The following is a 21,337-nucleotide window of genomic DNA, read 5'->3' on the forward strand; positions in this document are numbered from 1 at the left end:
TCCTGCAGCACGTCGGGCGCGTCGGCGCGGAGGTCTCCCTCGAGGAGGGACAGGCCGCGGCCGCGATCGCCGCAGCCAACGCGGTCTCCGCCGCGGCCGCAGCCGCCGGCTCCCTCGACGCGATCGGCCGGGTGCTGCGGATGACGGTCTACGTCAACGCAGCGGCCGACTTCACCGAGCACAGCCGGGTCGCCGACGGCGCCTCCCAACGACTGGTCGAGCTGCTCGGCGACCGCGGCGCCGCAGTGCGCAGCGCGGTCGGCGTCGCCTCCCTGCCCGGCGGTGCCTGCGTCGAGGTCGAGCTCACCTGCCAGCGCGACCCACGGACCACGCTGCGGCGTACGACGGAGGCGGGATCATGAGCGAGATCCTCGCCTTCCCCGCCCGGCCGAAGGCGACCACAGCCCTCCTGCGGCCGGCCACCGGGAGCACGGCGTACGCGCCGATCGCGAATGTCGCTAGTGTGGTCTGCCATGGGTTCTCGGGTGGTCCCCGAGTCGAGGAGGTGCCTGTGGCGGGCGCTGCGGAAGACTCGGCTGGCATGACGGTCACGGTCGCCGATCTGCTCGCCGAAGAGCTGCTGCACGATGCGCTCGTGGCCGGGGCATCCGGCTCGGACCTCGTGGTCGAGTGGTGCATCCCGGGCACAGCGCTCACCGGCACCGAGGCCGATCCCCAGGACGTGGGACGGGCGGCGGTCTTCGTCGCCGCCGACGAGCTGGCGCACTGCGCCGCAGACCTGATCACCCGTCTGGCCGAGCGGAAGGCCGCTGCCCTGCTGGTGTGGCCGGGGCCGCACGACGTACGCCCGGAGCTGGCCGAGGCGCGCAAGGCGGCCGACGCCGCCGGGCTGCCCCTGCTCCTGCTGTCCGCGCAGGCGAACTTCCGCGCCACCAGCCAGCTGATCGGAACCAAGGTGCTGGCCCAGTCGACCCACGTCCTCGAATACGGGACCCGGGTGCACCGCCAGCTCGGCGACACCTTCGCCAAGGGTGTCGGCCTGAACGGTCTCACCGAGACGATGTCACGCATCTCCGGCGCCGAGGTGCTGGTGTTCGGCACCGCCGGCGAGCTGATGGCCTCCCACCACCCGAAGCACCGGATCGGGCTGTCCGAGGAGTCCGTGCACCTGGTGATCGCGCAGCTGACCGATGCCGGGCACTTCCTCGGGAGCAACGAAGTCGACGCCACCGCACGGGTGATGACGATGGAGCTGGACGAGACCCGGGATCTCGTGGTGGCCAACGTGCTCGTCGCCGGACAGCACTACGGCCTGCTCGTGTTCGTCGAGCCCGGCTCACCCACGACCGAGCACGACCTCGCCCAGCACCGGGTGCTCGCCGAGCAGGGCGTGAGCCTGACCGGCAGCGAGCTGCTCCGCCAGCAGTCGGTGCGCGAGGCCGAGGAGCGGGCCCGCAACGACTTCGTGCACGCGCTGCTGCACAGCCGGTTCACCGACCAGCTGGAGCTCTCCGCGCGAGCCGAGCACTACCAGTTCGCCCTGGACGGTCGGTTCGCCGTCTTCATCATCGCCTCTCCCGGCATCCGCCCCGACGATGCGGCCAGCCGGCGCCGTGCCGTGGAGGTCGCACGCGCGGCTCGTCGTAGCGGCCAGTCGCGTGACGCCTTGGCGCTCTCCGCGCTGATCGGCCCGATGATCGTGGTGGTGACCCAGATTCCACGCCAGGATGCGTCCGGTCGAGGACCCGAGGCCGAGACCGCCGCGTTGCGGGAGTTCGGCGAACGCCTGCACCGGATGGCCGGGCAGCGGCTCGGGGACGACGTACGCGTTGCGTTCGGGCGGGGGTACGACGGCGCGGCGGGCGTGGCGCAGAGCTATCGCGAGGCGCGCACGGCCGAGTCACTCGGCAAGCGGGTCAGCACATCGGTGGTCAGCGCGTATGAGGACATGCGGTTGTTCGCGGCGCTCCAGGAGTCGGCGGCCAGCCCGGCAGGGCAGGCGTTCGCCTCCGAGATCCTCACGCCGCTGACCCAGAGCGACGGTCAGACCGGGAACCTGGAGGCGGTCGTGCTCGCCTACATCGAGGAGGCCGGCAATCTCAACGCGACCGCGCGCCGGCTGCACCTGCACCGCAACACGATGCTCTACAAGCTGGAGCGTGCGTCCCGGGCTCTCGGGATGGACATCCGCACCACCGACGCCCAGTTCAAGGTGTGGCTGGCCCAACACATCGCCACGTTGAGCGAGATCGACACGCAGCTCGACGACGAGCTGAACCCGCCGACCTGATTCTGGGTGTTCGGCCTGGGCTTTCTGCACAAGAACTCGGTCGTGGTCGGGACAGGTTGTCCGTGGAGCTGGATGTTGGATGACTGGAAGGCTGAACCCATGCACAAGATCTTTCGCATCACTCTCGACGACGCCCTGCCCATCCTGACCGCCGCGCGCGCCAAGGCCGACGAGATCGGCGTGAAGCAGACGCTGTGCGTGGTCGACGAGTCCGGCAACGTGATCGCCCTGCACCGGATCCCCGGCGCCCGGCTGACCGGCGTCGACATCTCGATCGCCAAGGCGTTCACCGCGGCCGGCCACGAGCGCGCCACGCACAAGTTCAACGAGCCGCCGAACGGCCCGGCCCTGCCCGGCAACGAGGCCTTCGGGATCAGCCACATGCTGCCCGGCAAGTTCGCCATCTTCGTCGGCGGCTTCCCCCTGGAGCACGAGGGCCAGATCGTCGGCGGCTTCGGGGTCTCCGGCGGCAACGGCGAGCAGGACAAGGCGGTCGGCGCCGCTGCGCTCGAGGCGTTCGCTGCGCACATTGCGGAGAACCCGCCGCAGAGCTGAGGCCCCCTGGCGTGGGGGTCCGGTGTCGAGAACTACGGCAGTTGGCGCCCCTCCTGCGGCGACTGAGCGTGACCGCGGTCGTCGTACCGGCGAACTGCCGTGCTTGCCGACACCGCACCGTTCTGACCGGTCGGGCCGAATCGGGCGAAACAGACACCGAGACGCGTCCCTCGGCCTAGGGTCGCAACCATGATCCAGTGGATGACACGACACAAGATCCTCACGTCTCTCGCGGTCGTCCTTCTGATCGGCTCGTGCGGTGCGCAGATTGGCGGCGACACCAAGGACGACGACGAACCTGCGGGAAAGTCCTCAGTGGCGAAGTCCACGGAGGATCCAACGAGCCAGTCCCCGTCTCCGTCCTCGACGCCCACCGAAGAAGCCGCGGTTCCCGAACCAACGCAGCGGCAGGTGTGGGCCGCCAACTACGACACGAACCGCAGGTCGTACGTCGTGGCCGTTGCGGCCGCCCTGGCGCTGAGGCCCAGGAAGGTCGACGCGCTGTCGGGATCCCTCAACGCGTGCCGATTGCTGGACAAGAAGCTCACCCTCGACAAGCGTGTCGCTCGGGTGCAGACGACATTCGCCCTGACCAGCGCGCCGACGTACGACCAGGCACTCGCGGCCCTCGGGACGACCACGACCACGATCTGCCCGGAGTTCACCGCATTGCACCAAACGCAGACCACCGAGCGGGTCAAGCGTCTGCGGGTTGAAGAACGACGCAGGAAGGCACGCGAACAGCGTCGCAAGAAGCAGGAGGCCCAGGCAGCCGAGGAGGCCCAGGCAGCCGAAGAAGAGGCCATGCCGGCGAACGTCTACTACGCGAACTGCTCCGACGTGGAGAGCGCAGGCGCCGCGCCCATCCACGCCGGCGACCCCGGCTACAGCCGCGATCTCGACCGCGATGGCGACGGCGTCGCCTGCGAGCAGTAGCCGCTCCCCCGATCCAGGATCAACCAACTGTCGAGAGCACAAGCCCAACGAAGGACCACTGAAGATCCGAATCGCCCGGGCTCATGGCACTCAACAGGGTGACGTGAACACCGACGAGGGGACGCGGAAAGAGACTGGTGCCTCTCCCCGACGTCGAGCAGCCCCGCGCCTCGGTGCACTGAGTCCCGGCCGCTTCGCCGTCAGGCAAAACCGCCCCAAGCACGACTCGGCGGAGTTACGGTGGACCAGCCATCAGCACAGGTGGCACCGCCACCGGGGGAACATGATGTCCACTTGCCTGAGTCGCTCAGCAGCGCGTGCCTGCGCACTGGTGATCTCAATGATCCTTGCCTTCGGCACCCAGGTCTGGACAGCCGAAGCCGACACGTTGATCATCAACGACCCCCGAGAAACGGGCACCCGGTCGGACGTGACCCGCGTGGTGATCGCCCACAGGTTCAATGCGGCCGGACGAGCGGGTCGAGTCACGGTGCGCGCGAACGTCGGCACCCTTGCGTTGAACGGGCACCACCCGGATCAGCTGCAGATCTGGATCAACACCACAGGCTCCGCAGCTCCCGACTACTACGCCACCTTCAGGCCGGACAGCGGCTACGACTCGGTGCTGCGTGTGAACGGGTGGCGGACGAAGGGCATACGTGCCTGCTCTCGCTGGACCGCGAGAGCGCAATACGGAACGAACCAGACCGTGACGGCCTCCATTCCACGCAGCTGCCTGGGCAATCCGCGGCGCGTGCAAGTCACGTTCAGGGCGCTGTATCGCTTCAACGGCGGCAACGTGATTGATTGGGCGCCCGGTTGGAAACGGCTCAGCCGGCCCGTGGCTGTCAGCCGCTAGTTTTCGCGATGACACGGTCCGGGAGTTGCTGGTGGGTCGGTGTGAACCTTCTGCTCCGCCCACGCGATTCCCACGCCAACGCTGAATCCATGGCACCACCAGAAGGATCCACGGCAGTTGACTCCATTCGGTGTTGAGCAGAGCCCGGCAAGCCTTGGTCCCGTAGTAGTGCCTACCGCCGAGGTCCTGGTTGAGGTCGCCGGCCACGATGAGGCTCGCCTCGGGGAAGCGCTCTCGGAGAGACGCCCACTCCTGACCCTGGACAGGCACGACCCGAGCGAATTCGTCCCAGCCCTTTGCCGGGTTGTCCTCGACTGGGCCCACGTCACCGTTCCACGGCAGCACGGTCCCATAGACGATGACCTCGCCGAAGTCGCCCGCGTCAAGCCGCGCAGCGACACACCGTCGCGGGTCGGCGGTCGGAAGCCGTTCGATGAGTGGGAGCGCGGTCCAGATCGTCGTCCACCTGCCTCCGGGCGTTGCGTAACGCTGCTCGGAGTGGATCGCTCGGTGGGTGGCTGACAGGTCGAGGTCGTCGTGGGTCTCGGTGAGAACCCACACCTGCGCGGCACGGCACGCCAGGAGGTCGAGCCTTCGCTGATTCTTCTCGACGCCGCGTGCGTACTGGACATTCCAGGTGCCGACTCGAAGGTCACTCACTGGCGCCCGCTCTTCGCTCTCGTCCGCTGCCCTCGTGCGGTCAGCGCGTCGTCGGCAGATTAGTCGGCCCAGGAGACGATCGTTAGCGTGGCCATCACGGAGTCTCGATCTCGGCCTGGGCGAGCTTCCAACCGATGGATGTCTTCCGCCACCCGGTCCACGAGTTCAACGTGGGCACAAGACCCTCGGGGAGTGAGAACCCCGGCTCTGCTTGCAACACGGTCTTGACCCACAACACGTTCGGGCGTTGCGAATCCACGACCACGGTCGTATCCGTGACCCGGACCTGCGCTCCCTTGTTGAACCCGTTCAACCAGACCAGGTCGGAGAGGTGACGCAGCCATTGGCTGGTGTTCACCTTCGTCTGCGTGGCTTGGCTGACGTCGTCTCCTTCGAGAGCGCGCGCCTTCTTGAGCGCTCGGTGACCAGCCATGACCCACGACTTGAACTGCTTCGCCAGGGCCGGGGTCAGCTGGATCTGTATGTCCGCGATCTCCCGATCACTGAACACGTATGCCTCCCTGTAGCGGTCGGGACGCATCTGGTGCTCCAACACATAGGTGACTGCCTTGGCCGCGACCTTCATCGCTTCACCCCGGGGCGTTGCCCCGGCACCAGCCGTCGTACGGAAGTCGAAGGTGGGTTGACCCGTTACATCCCTGATCGGCACTCTGCGGGCGCCCTCGTAGTCAGTCCGCTGCCCGCGCATCCACGTGCGAACGTCGGACGGGGCCGCGCTGGTGGACGCCGATGGCGAGTCAGACACATCCGAGTCGTTGTCCTGGTTGTCGCCCGAACAACTCGACGAGCCGGCCAACACCAGGACGGTCACCAGACAGGCAACGGCAGACCGAGCACTCACAACATCCCCCAGGTGGTCAAACGACGAAGTGGGCAGAGCAGAGCTCCTACGTGCACCCACGGATACCAAAGGATCCTGTTGCACCCAGACCAGATCTGCAGTCAGATCCGACATGTCTGCCTCATCAGCCGAATATCAGCGCACCGATGGTCATCCGGCGTAGCCCAGGCGGACGAGTTGCACGGTCCAGGGAACGGCTCCCATGGCGAACCCGGATCCGGTCAGCCTCGCTCGATGAAACCGGCTGACGCCAACTCCTCAAGACACGCACGCACCTGCGCCTCCAACGCTGGGGCATCAGGAAACCGAGCCGTCAGGGCAGCGACCACTCCGTCGGAGTCGAGCGTGCCGTCGACCGCGTCGTACACCAGCAGGGCGGAGCCCTCGAGCAGCACGGGTGCCTGCCCCAGGCGGGAGAGGTTGGACATCGCAACTCGCTCCCCGGACTCCACGATCGCGACGTCGGGGACCTGCCGCCAGACGACCATCACAGTCCCCGCAGGCTCTGGTGCTTGAAGCGAGACACCGCCACCACCGCGACGGGGACCTGACGCAGGCCCCGTCGCAGGCGACGCCTGCGTGCCCGGCCCACCGACTCACCGTCAGCTTGGTGGTAGGCCGCGATCTCCTCACGACTGAGCATGACGGCATGCCAGATCTCGGCGGGCCGACGCCGGAACGGGAGGCTGCTCAAGCCGACCGTCCACGCGGCCGAGCCACCCACGTGCGTGCGCAGCCGCCATGCGGCCAGGGCCTCCGGCTCGGTGACATCGCGATGGGTGGCTCCCACGTCGACCAAGAAGTCACCCAGTGACTGGCTCGCGCCAGTGTCCGCAGCCAACGCGACCAGCTCCTGCCGGTCCGCCTCGGTGAAGGTCGTGCGGACCCGCTCGACGAGGTCCGGGAGGGAGTGCCTGGCCTTGCCCGATCTGGGATCCCGCAGGTAGTGCAGTGCGACAACGGCCGCATGCCCGACGCGGTCCGGGACGGCGACCTCGACCCCCGCAACCCGGGCCGACGTACGCCGCCTCCACAGCTCGTCGAACACGGCCTGCGGGTCGGTGAGGAAACCGGGGAAGCGGCTGTGCACGTCGATCGAGATCGGCCAGCTCTCGTGCAGCACGGTGACGGCGTGACGCTCGATGATCGACGGCGCCGTGCTGGGCGTCATCGGCTTCCAGCCGTGCTCGGCGAGCAGACCCAGGAAGCGGTCGTACGCCGACGGGTCGACCAGCAGATCGACGTCGACGGAGTAGTGGAGGCCACGCAGGCCCTGCTCCTCGAGCGCGTGGCCCTTGATGACCAGCGCGCGTACGTCGTACGCGGTGGCGAGGCGGTCGGCGAACGCGGTGCACAGCAGCACCGCCTCTCGGCTCGTGATCACGGCGGCGGTCATGGCGTCAGCCGGCTCACGCCGGGATCGTGCTGGTGGGTCCCACTTCTGCCGTGGTGACACCAGCGCTGGACGCCGTGAACTTCAGCTGCGCGACAGCCGTGGTCCCCATGTTGGGCTGGCCACTGACCACCACCGGCCGGAAGAAGACGCCGAACCGCTTGCCGGCATAGGTCTGTTTGTCGCTCACGAAGTTCGCGGCAACGGGACGGCTGGTGCCGTCGTTCCCGGTGACGCCGTTGCGGAAGGACTTGTTCGCGGCTGGCGTGAACGACCCGGTGCTCGTCTCGAAGGTGAACTCCCAGACGGTGCCCGCTCCTGGAGACGTGGCTGCTCCGACCTGGGCCCAGCCGGCATGCAGGCCAGACACGGCAGGTGCGGTGGCACTCCAGGCGTTCTCGCGCGGGATGCGCACCTTTGCCGTGAGCTTCTGGGCCGTGGTGCGCGCGTCGTTGAACACCTCGGCCACGCCGACGAACAGGTGGTACTCATTCGCACTCTTCGAATACCGGTGGAAGGCGGCCTCCGAGGAGAATCCGACGTTGGCCGGCACGACGCCCGCGACGGGGCCTGCCCCCGGAGTGAGGATGGCGTTGTCGGCCGAGGTCAGGACCGCCGACAACGTGAAGCCATGTCCACCGAAGAGGAGGTACGGCGAGACCGTGGCCGACTCAGCGAGGTTGATCTGAAGACCGGTGAAGTTGTCGGGCGCACCCGCCACGAGCGGTGACGAGCGCACGTAGGTCGTCGTCCAACCGCTGCCCTGCGAACCACTCACGGTCGGCGCGCTGTATCCCGCCAGCGCCGGGAAGCCGGGCGCCAACGCGTGCGGCGCCGCCGCCGAGACAACGAGCGAGAGGGTCGGCCCGGCGGCTCCGGCCCCCGCGACCGGAGGCGTCCCCGTGTTGGTGACGGAGAGATCGAACGTCACCGCCGTCGGGTCGGCCGGCGCCAGATATTGCGCCTTGGAGATCACGGCCGTGGCCTCGGGAACACCCGAGACGGCGAAGGCAGGCGCCGCGGTCATCAGTGTCACCGCGGGCACGGCCCAGGCAGTGACTGCTGCACCTCGCAGCATGGTGCGACGGCTGAGGCCGTCGGTGTTGGCCTCGTTGCTCGACAAATGGACGTCGGCGGTCATGAGATCCCCCCTGGAGGTCGCAAGCTCGATTGCTGCCGGTCCCCCACGGACACGGCACGCGGTTGCTGCCGGTCCCCCACAGACACGGCACACTGCGCACGATCAAACTAGGGCAGAAATCCGGCGCCGCCAACGAAACAGGACAAACTGCACCGACAGGACTAGACCGCACCGCGTTCGAGAAGTCCGATCGCGACCAGCTCGTCCACCAGCCGCTCGACGAGCTGGGACGAGTCGCTGGAGTGCGGTGCGCCAAACTCCGCCACCAACGCGTCGGTGAGCACGCCGAGGTCTGCCGCGTCGCCGCCCACCAGGGTCAAGATCCGGGTCGCCATCGGAGCCAGCGCGACCAGACGGCCCTCCACGAACGCGACGCCCGCACCGTCCTCGACGTACAGGTCGGTGATCGGTCGACGCGCCACCGACCGTGCACCGGCCGGCTCAACAGGCGGCGACCCCACCGTCCCGTCGGCACGCAACTCGGCACACAACTGGGCCAACGAGGGCTGCGCGGCCTGCGTTGACGGGGCTCTGGTCGGCTCGGCGGCGAGCAGTTCGTCGAGCACCGTGACCAGGTCGGCGGCTCCGCGGTAGGAGACCACCTTCACGCCGCGGGCCGCGTGCACGGCATTGGCGAGGAAGGTCAGCGGCTGCTCCAGCGCCGCGAGGTGGGAGGTCTGCTCGCCCAGCATCGCGATGGCCTCGGGGGTCGACACCTCCTGCACGGTCGGCACTTCCGGGCCGTCCTCGGAGCGGTTCAGCAGCACAATCGTGGTCAGGGTCAGGGCGGCCGGTGCCCGACGCAGGCCCAACTCGGCCGGTGGATGCTGCACCTTCCCCCGTTGACTTCCCTCGGCGAAGAGCGAGACCGGCTTGGGATAGGCCCTGATCTCGAGTGACGCGGTCAGGGCGACTGTCTCGTCCGTGACATAGCTGAAGTGCCCGCCCAGCGTTTTGGTGGCCGTCGACTTTCCAGCGCCGGAGCGGCCGACCAGCACCGCCGTACGCCCGGTCTGCGGGTGAGCGATCGCCGCGGCGTGCAGCATCAGCAACTCGCCCTTGCCGGCCGCGACCGCGGCCAGCGTCACCGCAGAGGTCAGGTGTTCCGACACGGTCTGGATCGTGTTGCCGGCCACGTGCCGACGGGCCCGCGCGGCGTGGACGACGGCCTCACTGGCATCGAGCAGGGCGTGCACGACCGGCTTGGCATCGTCCGCGATCGGACCGGTCTCGGCCTCACACCACGCCCACGCCTGCAGCACGTGCCGCCGGAGCTCCTCGGCCCCTGAGCCGCCGACCCGAATCCGCACCGGAATCCCGAAGGCGTCCACGGTGACGTCGCCGACGAACGGGTCGTCTTGTCCGGAAACCGCCACGGTGATCACTGCGCGAGCCTAGTGTGAGCGCGGATCTTTCGGCCTGGATCAGGCCAAACCGTGAAGGGCAGCGACACATGGAACTCAGTGACTACTTGCGCATGCTGCGCAACTACTGGATCGGCGTACTCGTCATCACCGCTGCCGTGGTGGCCGCTGCCGGCGTCTACAACGTCACCCAGCCCAAGGTGTACGCCGCCAATGCGAACGGCTTCGTGAGCATCGGCAGCGGCAGCGACCCCGCTCTGGCCTCGGTCGGCGACAGCCTGGCCAAGTCGCGGGCCAAGTCCTTCGTCGACATCGCCGAGAGCCGCGCCACCGCCCAAGAGGTGATCGACACCCTCGGGCTCGACACCACGACCTCGTCGCTGATCGGGAGCATCACGGTCGAGCAGCCCGAAGACACCGTGTCGATCAAGATCACCGCCGCAGCTGACACTCCCCAGGAAGCGCAGGCGCTCGCGGACGCATGGATCCAGGCGCTCGCGCGTCAGGTGAAGTCGATCGAGAACCCCAACGACGCCAACGACCAGGCCATCCGTGTCGTGGCCGTCGAGTCCGCCGAGCTCCCCGGCTCGCCGGTCTCACCGAAGGTGGAGCGCAACCTCGGGCTCGGCCTGGTGCTCGGGCTCATGCTCGGCTTCGGCTATGCGTTGCTGCGCAGCCAGTTCGATCGGCGCATACGCTCGGCTGCCACGGTCGAGAAGGAGTTCGGCGTCTCCGTCGTCGGCCTGATCCCCACGGCACGGGTGCTGGCACGCGACGTCGGCCGCACCGCCATGCTCGCCGTCAACTCCACCAGCGAGAACCGCAGCGATCAGTCCGCCGCCGAGGCATTCCGCAAGCTGCGCACCAATCTGCAGTTCATGTCGGTCGACGATCCGCCGCGCGTCATCGTGCTGACCAGTCCCAAGCCCGGCGACGGCAAGTCAACGATCGCGGCGAACCTCGCCGCGGCCATTGCCGCCTCCGGCAGCCCGGTCATCCTCGTGGACGGCGACCTGCGCCGACCCACCGTCGCCGACTCCTTCGACCTCGTCGAGGGCGCCGGCCTGACCGACGTACTCGTTGGCCGGGTCGAGATCGACGACGTGCTGCAACAGCACGGCACCCTGGAGAACCTGCAGGTCCTGGCAGCCGGCGGCATTCCCCCGAACCCGAGCGAGCTTCTCGGCTCACAGGCCATGCAGCGATTGCTCACCTCGCTCAGTGAGCGCGCCACGGTCATCATCGACGCGCCACCCCTGCTGCCGGTCACCGACGGTGCCGTGCTGACTGCCGTCACCGACGGCGCCTTCGTCGTGATCTCCTCCGGCAAGACGCTCGACACCGAGCTGGCCGCAGCGCTGAGCCACCTCGAGGCCGTGCACGGCAAGGCGCTCGGCGTCATCTTCAACGGGATGCCGGCGCGTGACGTCTACTCCTCCTACTACTACCGCTCCGACGAGGGCACGCACAAAGACACTGGTGCCGCTCCCCGATCTCGAGCAGCCAGCGTCACGGTGCACTGAGTCCCGGTCGGTTCTCCCTCTGGCGGGCCGGGACGACCTGGACAGGGCAATGCGGCCATCCACGGCCAAGCCTTGTCGGCCTCATCTACAAGTCGCGGATCGGATTCCGCCCATCCCATCCCACGGCCGCCGCGGCGATCTGTTCGTACAGCCCGATGACGTCGGGGTCAGCCCGCACGATCTCCGTCATGCATCCCAAGGAGGCGAACGTGTCGACGTAAGCCACAGGTGTGCCACCGAATTCCAGGTCCATTCCGATCTCGAATCCATCGTCGAGGTATCCCTGGCGAGCGGCCTCGAAGTCCTCCACGGGAGTGCAGATGTGGTGGAAGCCGCCCTGACTCGGCCCGAAGACATCGCGGTAGACGCTCGGCCCATCATTGTGCTGCTGTATCAGCTCGACGTGGATCGATCCCAACTGCGCGAAAGCGATGCTGATGTCGAGATCGGTCTTCCTGCCTCGATAGGTGACGGGCAGGTCGTCGACGTGCCTGAGCACCAGGAACGGGCCGGTCTGCTTGGTTGCCAGCCACGACTTCATGGCCACGTCGATGTCGTCGACGACGAAGTTGATCTGCACGATTTCGCCAACTGTGACGGTCATCTTCTTCTCTCCTGTGCTGTCGCTGTCAGTGCCAGATTGCGGCGAAGCGCTCGAGTTCACCCGGGATGTCGTCACCGGCAGGCTGGTAGGCGATCTCCGTGGCGCCTTCCTTCTCCATCTTGTCGACCTTGTCGCGCCACCCCTCCGGCGTCAGCACGAGATCGAGAGAGGTGAGCATGTCGGCGTCCACGAAGCGACTGTCCCGCTCGTTGAGTCCGACCAGGTGATCACGGTGGATGGCAAGGTGCCGACGCTCCTCGGGGACCTCGGCGTACGCGTCCAGCCAGGCCTGCCCCTGGGGCAACTGATCCTCGATGCCGCCAAACTCGAGCCCCCAGTGAGCGCTCACCGCCGCCAGGTGTCCCGCCGCATTCATGACTCGCGGCGAATCGGCTGACTCGCCCGGCTGCAGCACTGTGCCGAATGTGAGGCAGGGGCTCCGGTCGAACCCGGGGATCGGGTACATCCCGCCGAACGCTCCGTCGGCAACGTTACGGGCGGCTTCCTGTCCCTTGGGTCCCGCAACCGCCAGCATCACTTCCACCTCGATCGGGAGCCTTGCGAAGCCGGGAGAATGCAGCATCTGGATCAGGTTGCCCTCCCACTCCACCACCTCGCCGCGAAGCAGTGAACGGACCGCGGAAGCGTACGCGGCCACGTAGGCCCACTTGAGTGGACGCAGGCCCATCGCCAGGCGCGAGGTCATCCCGGTGCCGAAGGTCACGGAGACCCGCTCCGGTCCCACCATGTCGACCAGGGACGAGATCGCGGAGGCCGTTGTCATCACCGACCGATTGCTCGGGATCACTCCGGCACCGGCCAGGACGATCGTGCTGGTCCTCTCGGCCGCCCGGGCCAGCTGCATCCACAGGTCGGGGTACAGCGGGGGTGAGTCATAGAGGAACACCCGCTTGTAGCCCAGGGACTCGGCGAGCTGGATGTGGTCGGGGGTGTCCATGGATGGCGCGAGTGCGCACGAGAGCTCAACGGTCATGATCGGTTGCTCCTGTTCGTGAGATGCCCGGTCGGGCGGGGGTTCTGGACGTGCAGGGTGCGGAACTTGCTGTGGTGGAAGACCAAGGGTTCGCGCTGGAGATCCCAGCTGTGGGTGAGCACTTCGAACACGGCGATGATGTGGTCGCCGGCGTCGAACTCGGAGTGCGCAATGCACTCGAAGGTGGCGACGCTGCCGTCAATGAGCACGGCGTCCACCCCATCGACGTACCACGGCACGTCCTTGAACCGGTCCCCCTCACGTGCTGCGAGGCTGCTCGCCACCGAGTCATGCCCGGCGGCCAGGACGCTGATCCCCAGCGACGACCGAGACCGCAGTGCGGGCCACGTCCTGGATGACTTCTGAATGCACACCGACACCAGCGGAGGGTCGAGGGAGACCGAAGTGAACGAGCTCGCGACGATGCCGATCGGCACACCGCCATCGAGGCTGCACAGGGCCGCGAGGCCACTCGGGAAGCACGAGAACGCGTGGCGCAGTTCGGTGACGTCGAGATGCGAGGTCATGGTGATCGCTGACGCTGTCATTGCTGCTCCTTTGGACTGACGAGACGGCTCTTGACGACCTTCCCGGATGTGGTGCGTGGAAAGTCGTCCACGAAGTGCACGCGCTTGGGGACCTTGTAGTCCGCGAGCGAGACGCGGCAGTGGTCCAGCAGATCTGCGGCGCTGAGGTCCTTGCCGCGCGTGATGACGAAGGCCGTTGTGGACTCACCCCAGGTGTCGTCAGGAGTGCCGACGACGGCAACATCCGCCACCGCGGGGTGTGTCCGCAGGACCTCTTCGACCTCGTTGGGATAGACGTTGAGCCCGCCGGTGACGATGAGCTCCTTGGTGCGTCCGACGAGGAAGAAGAAACCCTCCTCGTCCTCGATGGCCAGGTCGCCGGTGTGCAGCCACCCGTCGAGCAGGGTCTCGGCGGTGGCCTCCGGGTTCTGCCAGTAGCCCGCGAAGACCATCGGTCCCGACAAGAGCAGCTCGCCGGGCTCCCCCGGGGCGCAGGGACGGCCGGTCGCGTCGACGACTCGGGCACTGTTGAACAGCCCCGGCATGCCGCAGGAACCCGCCTTGCGGAGGTTGTCCTTCTCCTGCAGGTGCAGGTTGACGCCGCCGGTTGCCTCGGTCAAACCGTAGCCCTGGATGAGTTCCAGGCCGAGTCGGCGTACCTGCTCGATCAGGGGCACCGGCACGGGTGCGCCGCCGCTCTCCACCAGGCGTAGTGACGTGAGATCGGTCGACGCGGCGTTGGGATGGTCGAACATCCGCTGCACCATCAGGGGTACTGCGGTGAAGTACGTCGGACGGTGCCGCTCCACGAGAGCGAGGACGGTGGCCGGATCGAACTTCCTGACCAGGACCATGCTCCCGCCGCCGAGGAAGGTGCTCATGCAGGCACTGATCAACCCGCCGGTGAAGCACAGGGGGAGGAAGACGATCTGGCGGTCCCGTCGCGTGCACCCGAAGGAGGTGTTCCAGTTCGTGGCCTGGGCGGCGATGTTGCCGTGGGTGATCATCGCCCCCTTGGGTCGACCAGTCGTCCCGGAGGTGAACAGGATCGCAGCCACCGTGGACGGGTCTGCGACGTGCTCAGTTGCGATTCGTTCTGTCGCATAAAGGTCACCGAACGACGCCGTTGCCAGTGGAGAGGGCTCGGGCATCCACACGGTGGCCGGCGACGCACCAGCCTCACGCAGTGCGTAGACCTGCTCGTCGTAGTAGGGCTCGGTGCCCAGCACCTTGGCGTCGACCGCACCCAGAACGTGCTCCAGCTCGGTCACGGTGAGCCGATTGTTGAGCGGTACGAAGATGGCGCCGATCCGCGTGGTTGCCCAGAACAGTTCCAGGAATTCGACACGGTTCTCCATCAGGCAGGCGACCCGGTCACCGGCCCCGACACCGGCATCGGCGAGCGAGCCGGCCAGGCCGGTGACACGTGTGTCGAACTCGCCCCATGTGAACTCGGCGTCTTCGGTGATGATCAGCGGCGCGTCCGGGTCCGCGAGGGCCCACCGGTGGACCCAGTGCCCGGTGCCGGTGGGGTGCACGGTCGTGGTCTCCTGCAGGGTGCTGGCGCTCATCACGACCCCACCAGGGCTGGGTCCAACCCGGCACCAGCGGCGTTGGGTAGCGAGCGGTAGCGGCGCCGGTACGCGGAGGGAGCCCAGTTGTCATGGTCCTCCCCCCACGCGTGGCGGCCGTTGAACGTCCATTCCACCAGGGCGTTGACACACCAGATGTTGGGGTTGAGCAGGATGCCGAAGGCGTTCTTGGCCTCACCGACAGCTTCGAGGGTGCGGCCGATCTCATCGGTGCCGGTGATCTGGATGCGGGTCGGGTTGCCGTGCCCGTCGCGTGCCAGGACGCGGCGTACGCCCGTGGACATGGGGCTCCAGACGCCGTCCAGTCTCAAGTGGCCATGGGCGATCTCACACTCCCCTGAGTTCCGCTCCCAGGCCAGCACGTGGAATCCGGTGTCGGCCGACTCGCTCGCGAAGGAGTAGCCGGCGTACGCGCCGCCCCGTTTCATGATCGTCTTTCCAAAGCCGCCACGCCGGCCCCACGAGCGGTCGCGGAAGCCGAAGTCGTCGACCTCGATGACCTCACCGTCGAGGGTGATCGTGCCCTGGACGTGGCACGGCTGGTCGAGGTGGCCGTGTCCCGTGTGGTGCGGCGAGGTGAGGCCGGTGAAGGTCAGGTCGAGCGCGACGTCTTCGCCGTCGGGATCCTGATAGGTGACCTGGTACGTCGACTGGGGCTCCACGGTCTTGTAGGCAAGGCCGTTCGGCAGGGTGAGGTCGCTCAGCGGCTGGTCCGGCAACGTGAGATGCCAGGATTGGCGCGCATATCGGGCAGTCGGGATCTGGTCCCCGGTCTCGTCCCAGATGAAGACGGCACATGCGGCGACACCCTGGTTGGGGCGGAAGAACGGATAGACCTGTCCGCTGAGTCGACGCCCGGGCACGCTGAACGTGTACCAGGAGGTCTCGGTCCAGAATGGGTCGTCGTCCTTGGGGACGTGGAAGTTGTCATCGGGGTGGTCGCTCATTGCGACTCCTTTCGGGAGAGCCTCAGACTTGGCTGAGGTGGCGCTCGAGGGTGCGCATCGCGCGGAGGCGGGCTGGCCGGTCGAGGTCGATCCGGATCTGTCCGGCCGCCTCCAGCAGGTCGGCCAGGCGCAGGGCCATGACCGCGATCCGGTAGCGGTGCCACATCTTGTAGAACGTCAGGTCGCCGAGGGTGCGGCCGGCTGCCCGCTCGTAGCACTCGATCGCCTGTGCTTCGTCGGGGAACGCCGCGAGGTCCGGGTGGCCGGCCTCACCGGTGACGGACTCGTGGTGGACGAACCAGAAGGCGACCTCGGATTCTGGCGGGGAGAGAGAGGCCAGCTCCCAGTCGAGGATCCCAGTGACGTCGAGACCGGTGTAGAGCAGGTTGATGAACTTGGCGTCGCCCCAGGCGAGACGCACCTCCGATGGCCCTGGGTGGTTGGCGCGCAACCAGCCGCGGGCTCTCTCAAGCACCGGCAGGTCGCGGTCACCGAGCACCCGAGCGGCAAACCGCTCGAACAACACCCGATCGCCACCTATGCCGCGTGGCTGGGCGGCCAACTCCGGGTCGGCCAGCACAGGCAGAAACCCAAGTTCCAAACTAGCCGGGTCGACCCTGTGCACAGCGGCCATCGCCTCGATCGCAGAGCGGTAGACCTGTGTCTGGTCGAATGCAGGCAGATCGGCCAGCCAGCCGCCGATGGTGTAATGCGGGTCCTCCGACGGCACCCGCCCGGGCAGCCGCTCCATGACGAAGAAGGGCCGCCCGAACGGGTTGTCGCCCCCGTTCTCAAGTGCCACGGCGCCGGGCGCGAGTATCCCGGTGCCGCGCAACGCCTCGAGGGTCCGGTAGTGCACGGAGATGTCTGTCTCGAAGAAGAAGTTGCCGCCCGTCGGAGCAAACCGCGCCACGTAGGTGCCCACGCTCGGCCCCTGGTCTCCGGCGAGCACGTCGAAGAGCACGTTCTCGCCGGAATACCCCCCTGCGGGGCTGCGCACGTTGGTGACCCGGCCGCCGGGGGCCAGATCGCCGCCGTCGAGCCAGACCTGCAACCCCTTGGTTAGCAGCTCGGTGTCGCCCCGATGCAAGACGGCCATGGTCACAGGGCCTCGGGACGCAGCTTGTGGAAGCGCGGCATGACCTCGTGCGCAAGCAGACCCATCGACTTCTCCCAGTGGTCCGGGTTGTCGATGTAGTCGTAGCCCAGCGCGAGCACGGTGCCGAAGCCGCCGACCGCGTCGTAGAAGTTGGCCAGCCCCTCGGCCACAGTGTCGGGGGAGCCGATCAGCCAGTTGTGCTTGGCGCAGTACTCCGCGTCGACCTCCGAGTCCGGGACGTTCTGGTCGTGCTTGAGGAACTTCTTGAACCCGAACTCTCCGTAGAGATAAAGCAGGCACTCGTCCTGGAACTTGCCGAGATCTCCCTTGACGCCGTACTCGTAGGCCTCTTCGTCGGTTTCGGCAACGAAAATGTCCTTCGCGATGTGCCAGTCTTTTCGGTCCGGTGTTCGTCCGGCGCGCTTCGCGCCCGCGAGCACCGAGCCCCAGTGGTCCTTGACGTAGTTGAGGCCGATGTTGAGGCTCATCGGGATGAAGCCGCGTTCGCCGGCGAGTTCCAGGGTCGGCGAGGGTGAGCTGAAGCCGGAGACGCCGATGCGTGGGTGCGGGTCCTGGAGGGGGTAGATGTGCCGCTTGTACTTCTCGTACATCGTCTCGATGCCGCGGACGGTCCAGTACTTGCCCTTGTATTCGAAGGGCTCCTTGTCGGTCCAGAGCTTGAGGATGATCTCGAGCGACTCTGCGGTCATCTCCCGGGTCTGGCCGCCGGCTCCGTCCAGGTCGAACATCGACCAGTCTCCCGGGACGCTCGATGCGCCGACTCCGAAGAGCAACCGCCCCTGGGAGAGGTGATCGAGATAGGCCACTCGGGAGGCGAGCTCAGCCGGGTGGTGCATCGGCAGCAGGTGCGCGCCGGCACCCAGCTTGATCTGAGAGGTGCGGGTGAGGGCCTGGGCGATCAACAGGTCTGGCGCGGGGCAGGGCTCGAACGTGGCGGTGAAGTGCTCACCGATCCACGCCTCGCTGTAACCGAGTTCGTCGGCCCACTCGATCATCTGGAGGTCCCACTGGGCAGCCTCATAGGGGTCACGGCCCTCGGGGTGGGCCGGCATCATGAACAATCCAAGTTCCACGATCAATCCTCTCTGGTGTCGGCCTCCACACATCGATGTGATGTGGGTTACGCCGTTGACCAGAAAGTCTGGGGCTGCTCGCCGAGGGGTCCGCGTTCAAAGTCTGCACACCTCCGAACGCTGCGACAGGCTGGTGCGAACTCGCATGCGTGAGCCGCGCTCACCTCGGATCCGTCTCAGTGTTCAGATGTTGCACACACCCTTCGCTGAGGTCCGGGTCACACTGGAACTCGACCGTGTGGAGGTGATCGTTCGATGGACGTCAACGTGATTGCGCAGTCCTGGCGACGCTCGGAGCTCAGCGGAGTTGATCCCACACGCCTCGACCCGCCTCAGGTGGACGTGAACACCGACACCGTTCTGGTGCGAACCGTCAGGGAGGTCCTCTCGCCGACGCTGCACCACCTCGCTGATTCCGGCATGACGGTCGGCCTCACCGATGCCGACGGGAGGGTCGTCTGGCGGTGGGCGGAGAACAATCACATCCTGGGTTTGATGGACGAGTCCCGGGTGGCGGTCGGGTTCGACTTCTCCGAGGAGAACGTGGGCACCAACGGCGCCGGCACTGTCCTTGAATCAGGCATGCCGGTGATGATCGGCGGCGGCGAGCACTACGTCGAGGAGTTGAAGCGCTTCGCCTGCTTCGCGGCGCCGGTGGTCCACCCTGTGACGGGTCACCGCATGGGTGTCCTGTCGCTCTCCTGTGAGGCGGGCAGAGAGACGCCGCTGATGCGCGCAATGGTGTTGCAGTACGCAGCCCACATCGGCCAGGCCCTGCTGGCGACGCAGACCGAGTCACGGAAGCTGCTGCTCGACCAGTTCGCGGACGCCGCCCGAGTCCGACGTACGCCGGTGATCGCGGTGAGCCCCGACGTCCTGATCTGCGATCGCAAGGCTGCGCGCCTGCAGCTGGACCACCAGACGCTCTGGGACCACGTCCGGGACTTCACCTCGGAGGGCGACATCGTGGTACCGACGTCTGACGGCATCGTGGCCCGCGTCGAACCGATGCTCATCCAGGGACAGATGATCGGGTCGATCATCGTGCTGCGCAGCGAGCCCGGAGTGCGTCCGGCCAGCAACCGGGATGCGGTCGGCACTACGCACCAAGATGTCAGCTGGAGTGGGCTGACCCAACGGATCACCGCGACGCTGGGCAGCGCCGGCCGCTTCCTGCTGTGGGGCGAGCCGTCGACCGGCAAGACCACGATGTTGCGTGAGGTGCTCGACCTCGACGGCGGAGATGTCTTCGACCTGGATTCGTCGACAGGCTCCTCGGCGGAGCAGGTCCGCCGCTTGCGCGGAGCCCTCCAGAGACGACCGCGTCGATTGGGGCTGCTGCACATCGACCGGATCAGCCGACATGTCGCCGGAGAGGTCGCCGAAGTGTTGGCGCAAGCCGCGGAGCGCGGCGTCCTGCTCGGTGCGACATCCGCGATCCACCCGAGGTCGGAGGTCGCCGACAGCGCGATCGCAGCGCACTTCGACGGTGTCGCGGTCGAGATCCTCCCGCTGCGGGAACGGCGCGACGAGCTGGCTGGCGACATCTCTGCCATCTCAGGGGCTCTGTTCGCCGACCGTGCTCGTCCCTTCAGCGAAGACGCCCTCCGTGCCCTGCGCCAGGGTGTGTGGGCCGACAACTACCACCAGCTCCACCGGCTAGTCACGACGCTGGCCCGACCCGTCGACGAGTCCGACATCCCGGTCGGGTTGAGCGAGCTCCCTGCTGAGTTCCAGGGCCATGGCCGGGTGCTCACACCCATCGAGACCGCTGAAGCGGCCGCAATTGCGCGCGTCCTGCGCAATGCCGGAGGCAACAAGAAGCGGGCCGCAGAGTTGCTCGGAATCTCCCGAGGGTCCCTCTACGCCAAGATCCGGCGCTACCGCATCTCCGACGAATCCCTATGAATGTGAGTGATCATGCAGCATCGCAGACTCGGCGACAGCGGACTCTCCGTCAGTCGCCTCTCCTACGGCAACTGGCTCAACAGCACGACGAGCGAGGACCTCGACAACGAGAAGGCGTGCGTTCTTGCGGCCTTGGAAGCGGGGATCACGACCTTCGACACCGCTGATGCCTATGGCCGGGGCACGGCCGAGACGACGCTGGGACACGTGATCGCCCACCAGCCCCGCGAGTCGTTGGTGCTGATGACCAAGTGCTACTTCCCGATGGGTGAAGGCCCGAATGACTCCGGGCTGGGACGCAAACACATCCACGAGTCCTTGCACGGTTCGTTGCGCCGACTCGGCACCGACTACGTCGACGTCTACCAGGCGCACCGGTTCGACGCGACGGTTCCACTCGAGGAGACGATGGTTGCCTTCGCCGACCTGGTCCGTCAGGGGAAGGTGCTCTACATCGGGACGTCGGAGTGGACCGCGGAACAGATCGTTCGCGGTCAGCGCCTGGCACAGGAATTGCGGGTCCCGTTGATCTCCAACCAGGCCCAGTATTCGCTCCTGTGGCGGGTCCCCGAGGCACAGGTCATGCCGACCAGCATGCGGGAGGGGCTTGGCACGATCGTCTGGTCGCCGCTTGCCCAGGGAGTCCTGACTGGCAAGTACCAGCGGTCTGCCCCTCCACCCCCCGGCTCACGTGCCACCAACACCCAGGCCACGGACGGCCGAGGCGGCAAGTTCTTCCGTGACTTCCTGCACGACGACGTACTCGCCCGGGTCGCGGATCTCTCGCAGGTCGCCGACGAGCTCGGCTGCTCCATGGCGTCGCTCGCGCTCGCCTGGGTGCTGCGCAACGACGCGGTGTCCACCGCGATCATCGGGGCGTCGCGACCGACCCAGGTGGCGCAGAACGTAGCGGCCCTCGACGTCGAGATCAGCGACGACATGATGGAGCGGATGGACAAGATCCTGGGCGAGGTGGCGGTCACCGCGAGCACCTACGACCAGACTCCCCATCTCTGAGAACGGAATCG

Annotated in this window: 20 protein-coding genes; 8 read left to right on the forward strand and 12 right to left on the reverse strand. The window is 67.2% G+C overall.

What is annotated here, in order from left to right:
- The 5 genes from NJ4_RS17510 to NJ4_RS17530 all read left to right on the forward strand — a co-directional run.
- On the forward strand, window positions 1–362 hold a 362-nt coding region (locus NJ4_RS17510), incomplete at its 5' end, for a RidA family protein (RefSeq protein ID WP_169799288.1).
- The gene (locus NJ4_RS17515) at window positions 359–2,251 is read left to right on the forward strand and encodes a helix-turn-helix domain-containing protein (protein ID WP_157551199.1); all 1,893 of its coding nucleotides are present in this window, start codon (window positions 359–361) and stop codon (window positions 2,249–2,251) included. The genes NJ4_RS17510 and NJ4_RS17515, both read left to right, overlap by 4 nt.
- 99 nt (window positions 2,252–2,350) lie before the next feature.
- Entirely contained in the window at window positions 2,351–2,806 is a 456-nt protein-coding gene (locus tag NJ4_RS17520; protein WP_067437993.1) for a GlcG/HbpS family heme-binding protein, read from the forward strand.
- A 201-nt stretch (window positions 2,807–3,007) separates the two neighbouring features.
- Window positions 3,008–3,742, forward strand: a complete 735-nt coding sequence (locus tag NJ4_RS26435; RefSeq protein ID WP_245644609.1) for an excalibur calcium-binding domain-containing protein — start codon at window positions 3,008–3,010, stop codon at window positions 3,740–3,742.
- Window positions 3,743–4,082: 340 nt separating this feature from the next.
- Window positions 4,083–4,601: a DOMON domain-containing protein gene (locus tag NJ4_RS17530; protein ID WP_067437998.1), complete on the forward strand. Its 519-nt coding sequence runs from the start codon at window positions 4,083–4,085 to the stop codon at window positions 4,599–4,601.
- A 754-nt stretch (window positions 4,602–5,355) separates the two neighbouring features.
- On the opposite strand, the gene NJ4_RS17540 is transcribed toward NJ4_RS17530, so the two are convergent.
- From NJ4_RS17540 to NJ4_RS17560, 5 genes are all read right to left on the reverse strand, one after another.
- Complete coding sequence (locus NJ4_RS17540; RefSeq protein ID WP_217996905.1) at window positions 5,356–5,970, reverse strand: hypothetical protein; 615 nt, start codon at window positions 5,968–5,970, stop codon at window positions 5,356–5,358.
- 374 nt (window positions 5,971–6,344) lie between these two features.
- On the reverse strand, window positions 6,345–6,611 hold the full coding sequence (locus NJ4_RS17545; protein WP_067438004.1) for a PqqD family peptide modification chaperone: 267 nt from the start codon (window positions 6,609–6,611) through the stop codon (window positions 6,345–6,347).
- Window positions 6,611–7,519 (reverse strand): nucleotidyltransferase family protein, encoded by a 909-nt coding sequence (locus NJ4_RS17550; protein WP_067438005.1) that lies wholly within the window; start codon window positions 7,517–7,519, stop codon window positions 6,611–6,613. Before NJ4_RS17550 ends, NJ4_RS17545 begins: the two co-directional genes overlap by 1 nt.
- A gap of 13 nt (window positions 7,520–7,532) precedes the next feature.
- A complete protein-coding gene (locus NJ4_RS17555) occupies window positions 7,533–8,657 on the reverse strand; it encodes a hypothetical protein (RefSeq protein WP_067438007.1) in 1,125 nt (374 codons plus the stop codon).
- Window positions 8,658–8,818: 161 nt separating this feature from the next.
- Entirely contained in the window at window positions 8,819–10,042 is a 1,224-nt protein-coding gene (locus NJ4_RS17560; RefSeq protein WP_067438009.1) for a hypothetical protein, read from the reverse strand.
- 68 nt (window positions 10,043–10,110) lie between these two features.
- Here NJ4_RS17560 and NJ4_RS17565 point away from each other — a divergent pair, with 68 nt between their 5' ends.
- Window positions 10,111–11,544: a polysaccharide biosynthesis tyrosine autokinase gene (locus NJ4_RS17565; RefSeq protein WP_067438011.1), complete on the forward strand. Its 1,434-nt coding sequence runs from the start codon at window positions 10,111–10,113 to the stop codon at window positions 11,542–11,544.
- A gap of 85 nt (window positions 11,545–11,629) precedes the next feature.
- Here the strand turns inward: NJ4_RS17565 and NJ4_RS17570 are convergent, their stop codons facing one another.
- The 7 genes from NJ4_RS17570 to NJ4_RS17600 are packed head-to-tail and all read right to left on the reverse strand — an operon-like array spanning window position 11,630 to window position 18,401.
- Window positions 11,630–12,148, reverse strand: coding sequence for a VOC family protein (locus NJ4_RS17570; protein WP_067438013.1), 519 nt, complete (start codon window positions 12,146–12,148; stop codon window positions 11,630–11,632).
- A 25-nt stretch (window positions 12,149–12,173) separates the two neighbouring features.
- Entirely contained in the window at window positions 12,174–13,142 is a 969-nt protein-coding gene (locus NJ4_RS17575; RefSeq protein ID WP_082748833.1) for an LLM class flavin-dependent oxidoreductase, read from the reverse strand.
- Entirely contained in the window at window positions 13,139–13,690 is a 552-nt protein-coding gene (locus NJ4_RS17580; RefSeq protein ID WP_067438018.1) for a flavin reductase family protein, read from the reverse strand. Before NJ4_RS17580 ends, NJ4_RS17575 begins: the two co-directional genes overlap by 4 nt.
- Window positions 13,687–15,240, reverse strand: a complete 1,554-nt coding sequence (locus NJ4_RS17585; RefSeq protein ID WP_067438020.1) for a class I adenylate-forming enzyme family protein — start codon at window positions 15,238–15,240, stop codon at window positions 13,687–13,689. The genes NJ4_RS17580 and NJ4_RS17585 overlap by 4 nt, the downstream gene beginning before the upstream one ends.
- A complete protein-coding gene (locus NJ4_RS17590) occupies window positions 15,240–16,208 on the reverse strand; it encodes a DUF7065 domain-containing protein (RefSeq protein WP_067438023.1) in 969 nt (322 codons plus the stop codon). The genes NJ4_RS17585 and NJ4_RS17590 overlap by 1 nt, the downstream gene beginning before the upstream one ends.
- 22 nt (window positions 16,209–16,230) lie before the next feature.
- Window positions 16,231–17,307 (reverse strand): phosphotransferase family protein, encoded by a 1,077-nt coding sequence (locus NJ4_RS17595; RefSeq protein WP_067438025.1) that lies wholly within the window; start codon window positions 17,305–17,307, stop codon window positions 16,231–16,233.
- Between the two features lie 2 nt (window positions 17,308–17,309).
- Window positions 17,310–18,401: an LLM class flavin-dependent oxidoreductase gene (locus NJ4_RS17600; protein ID WP_067438027.1), complete on the reverse strand. Its 1,092-nt coding sequence runs from the start codon at window positions 18,399–18,401 to the stop codon at window positions 17,310–17,312.
- A gap of 255 nt (window positions 18,402–18,656) precedes the next feature.
- On the opposite strand from NJ4_RS17600, the gene NJ4_RS17605 reads away from it, so the two are divergent.
- Both NJ4_RS17605 and NJ4_RS17610 read left to right on the forward strand, forming a co-directional pair.
- Entirely contained in the window at window positions 18,657–20,309 is a 1,653-nt protein-coding gene (locus tag NJ4_RS17605) for a helix-turn-helix domain-containing protein (RefSeq protein WP_067438028.1), read from the forward strand.
- Window positions 20,310–20,321: 12 nt separating this feature from the next.
- Window positions 20,322–21,326, forward strand: a complete 1,005-nt coding sequence (locus tag NJ4_RS17610; protein WP_067438052.1) for an aldo/keto reductase family protein — start codon at window positions 20,322–20,324, stop codon at window positions 21,324–21,326.
- Window positions 21,327–21,337 lie beyond the last annotated feature (11 nt).

Source organism: Nocardioides jensenii JCM 1364 = NBRC 14755, assembly GCF_001552535.1.
In the GTDB taxonomy this organism is placed as follows: domain Bacteria; phylum Actinomycetota; class Actinomycetes; order Propionibacteriales; family Nocardioidaceae; genus Nocardioides; species Nocardioides jensenii.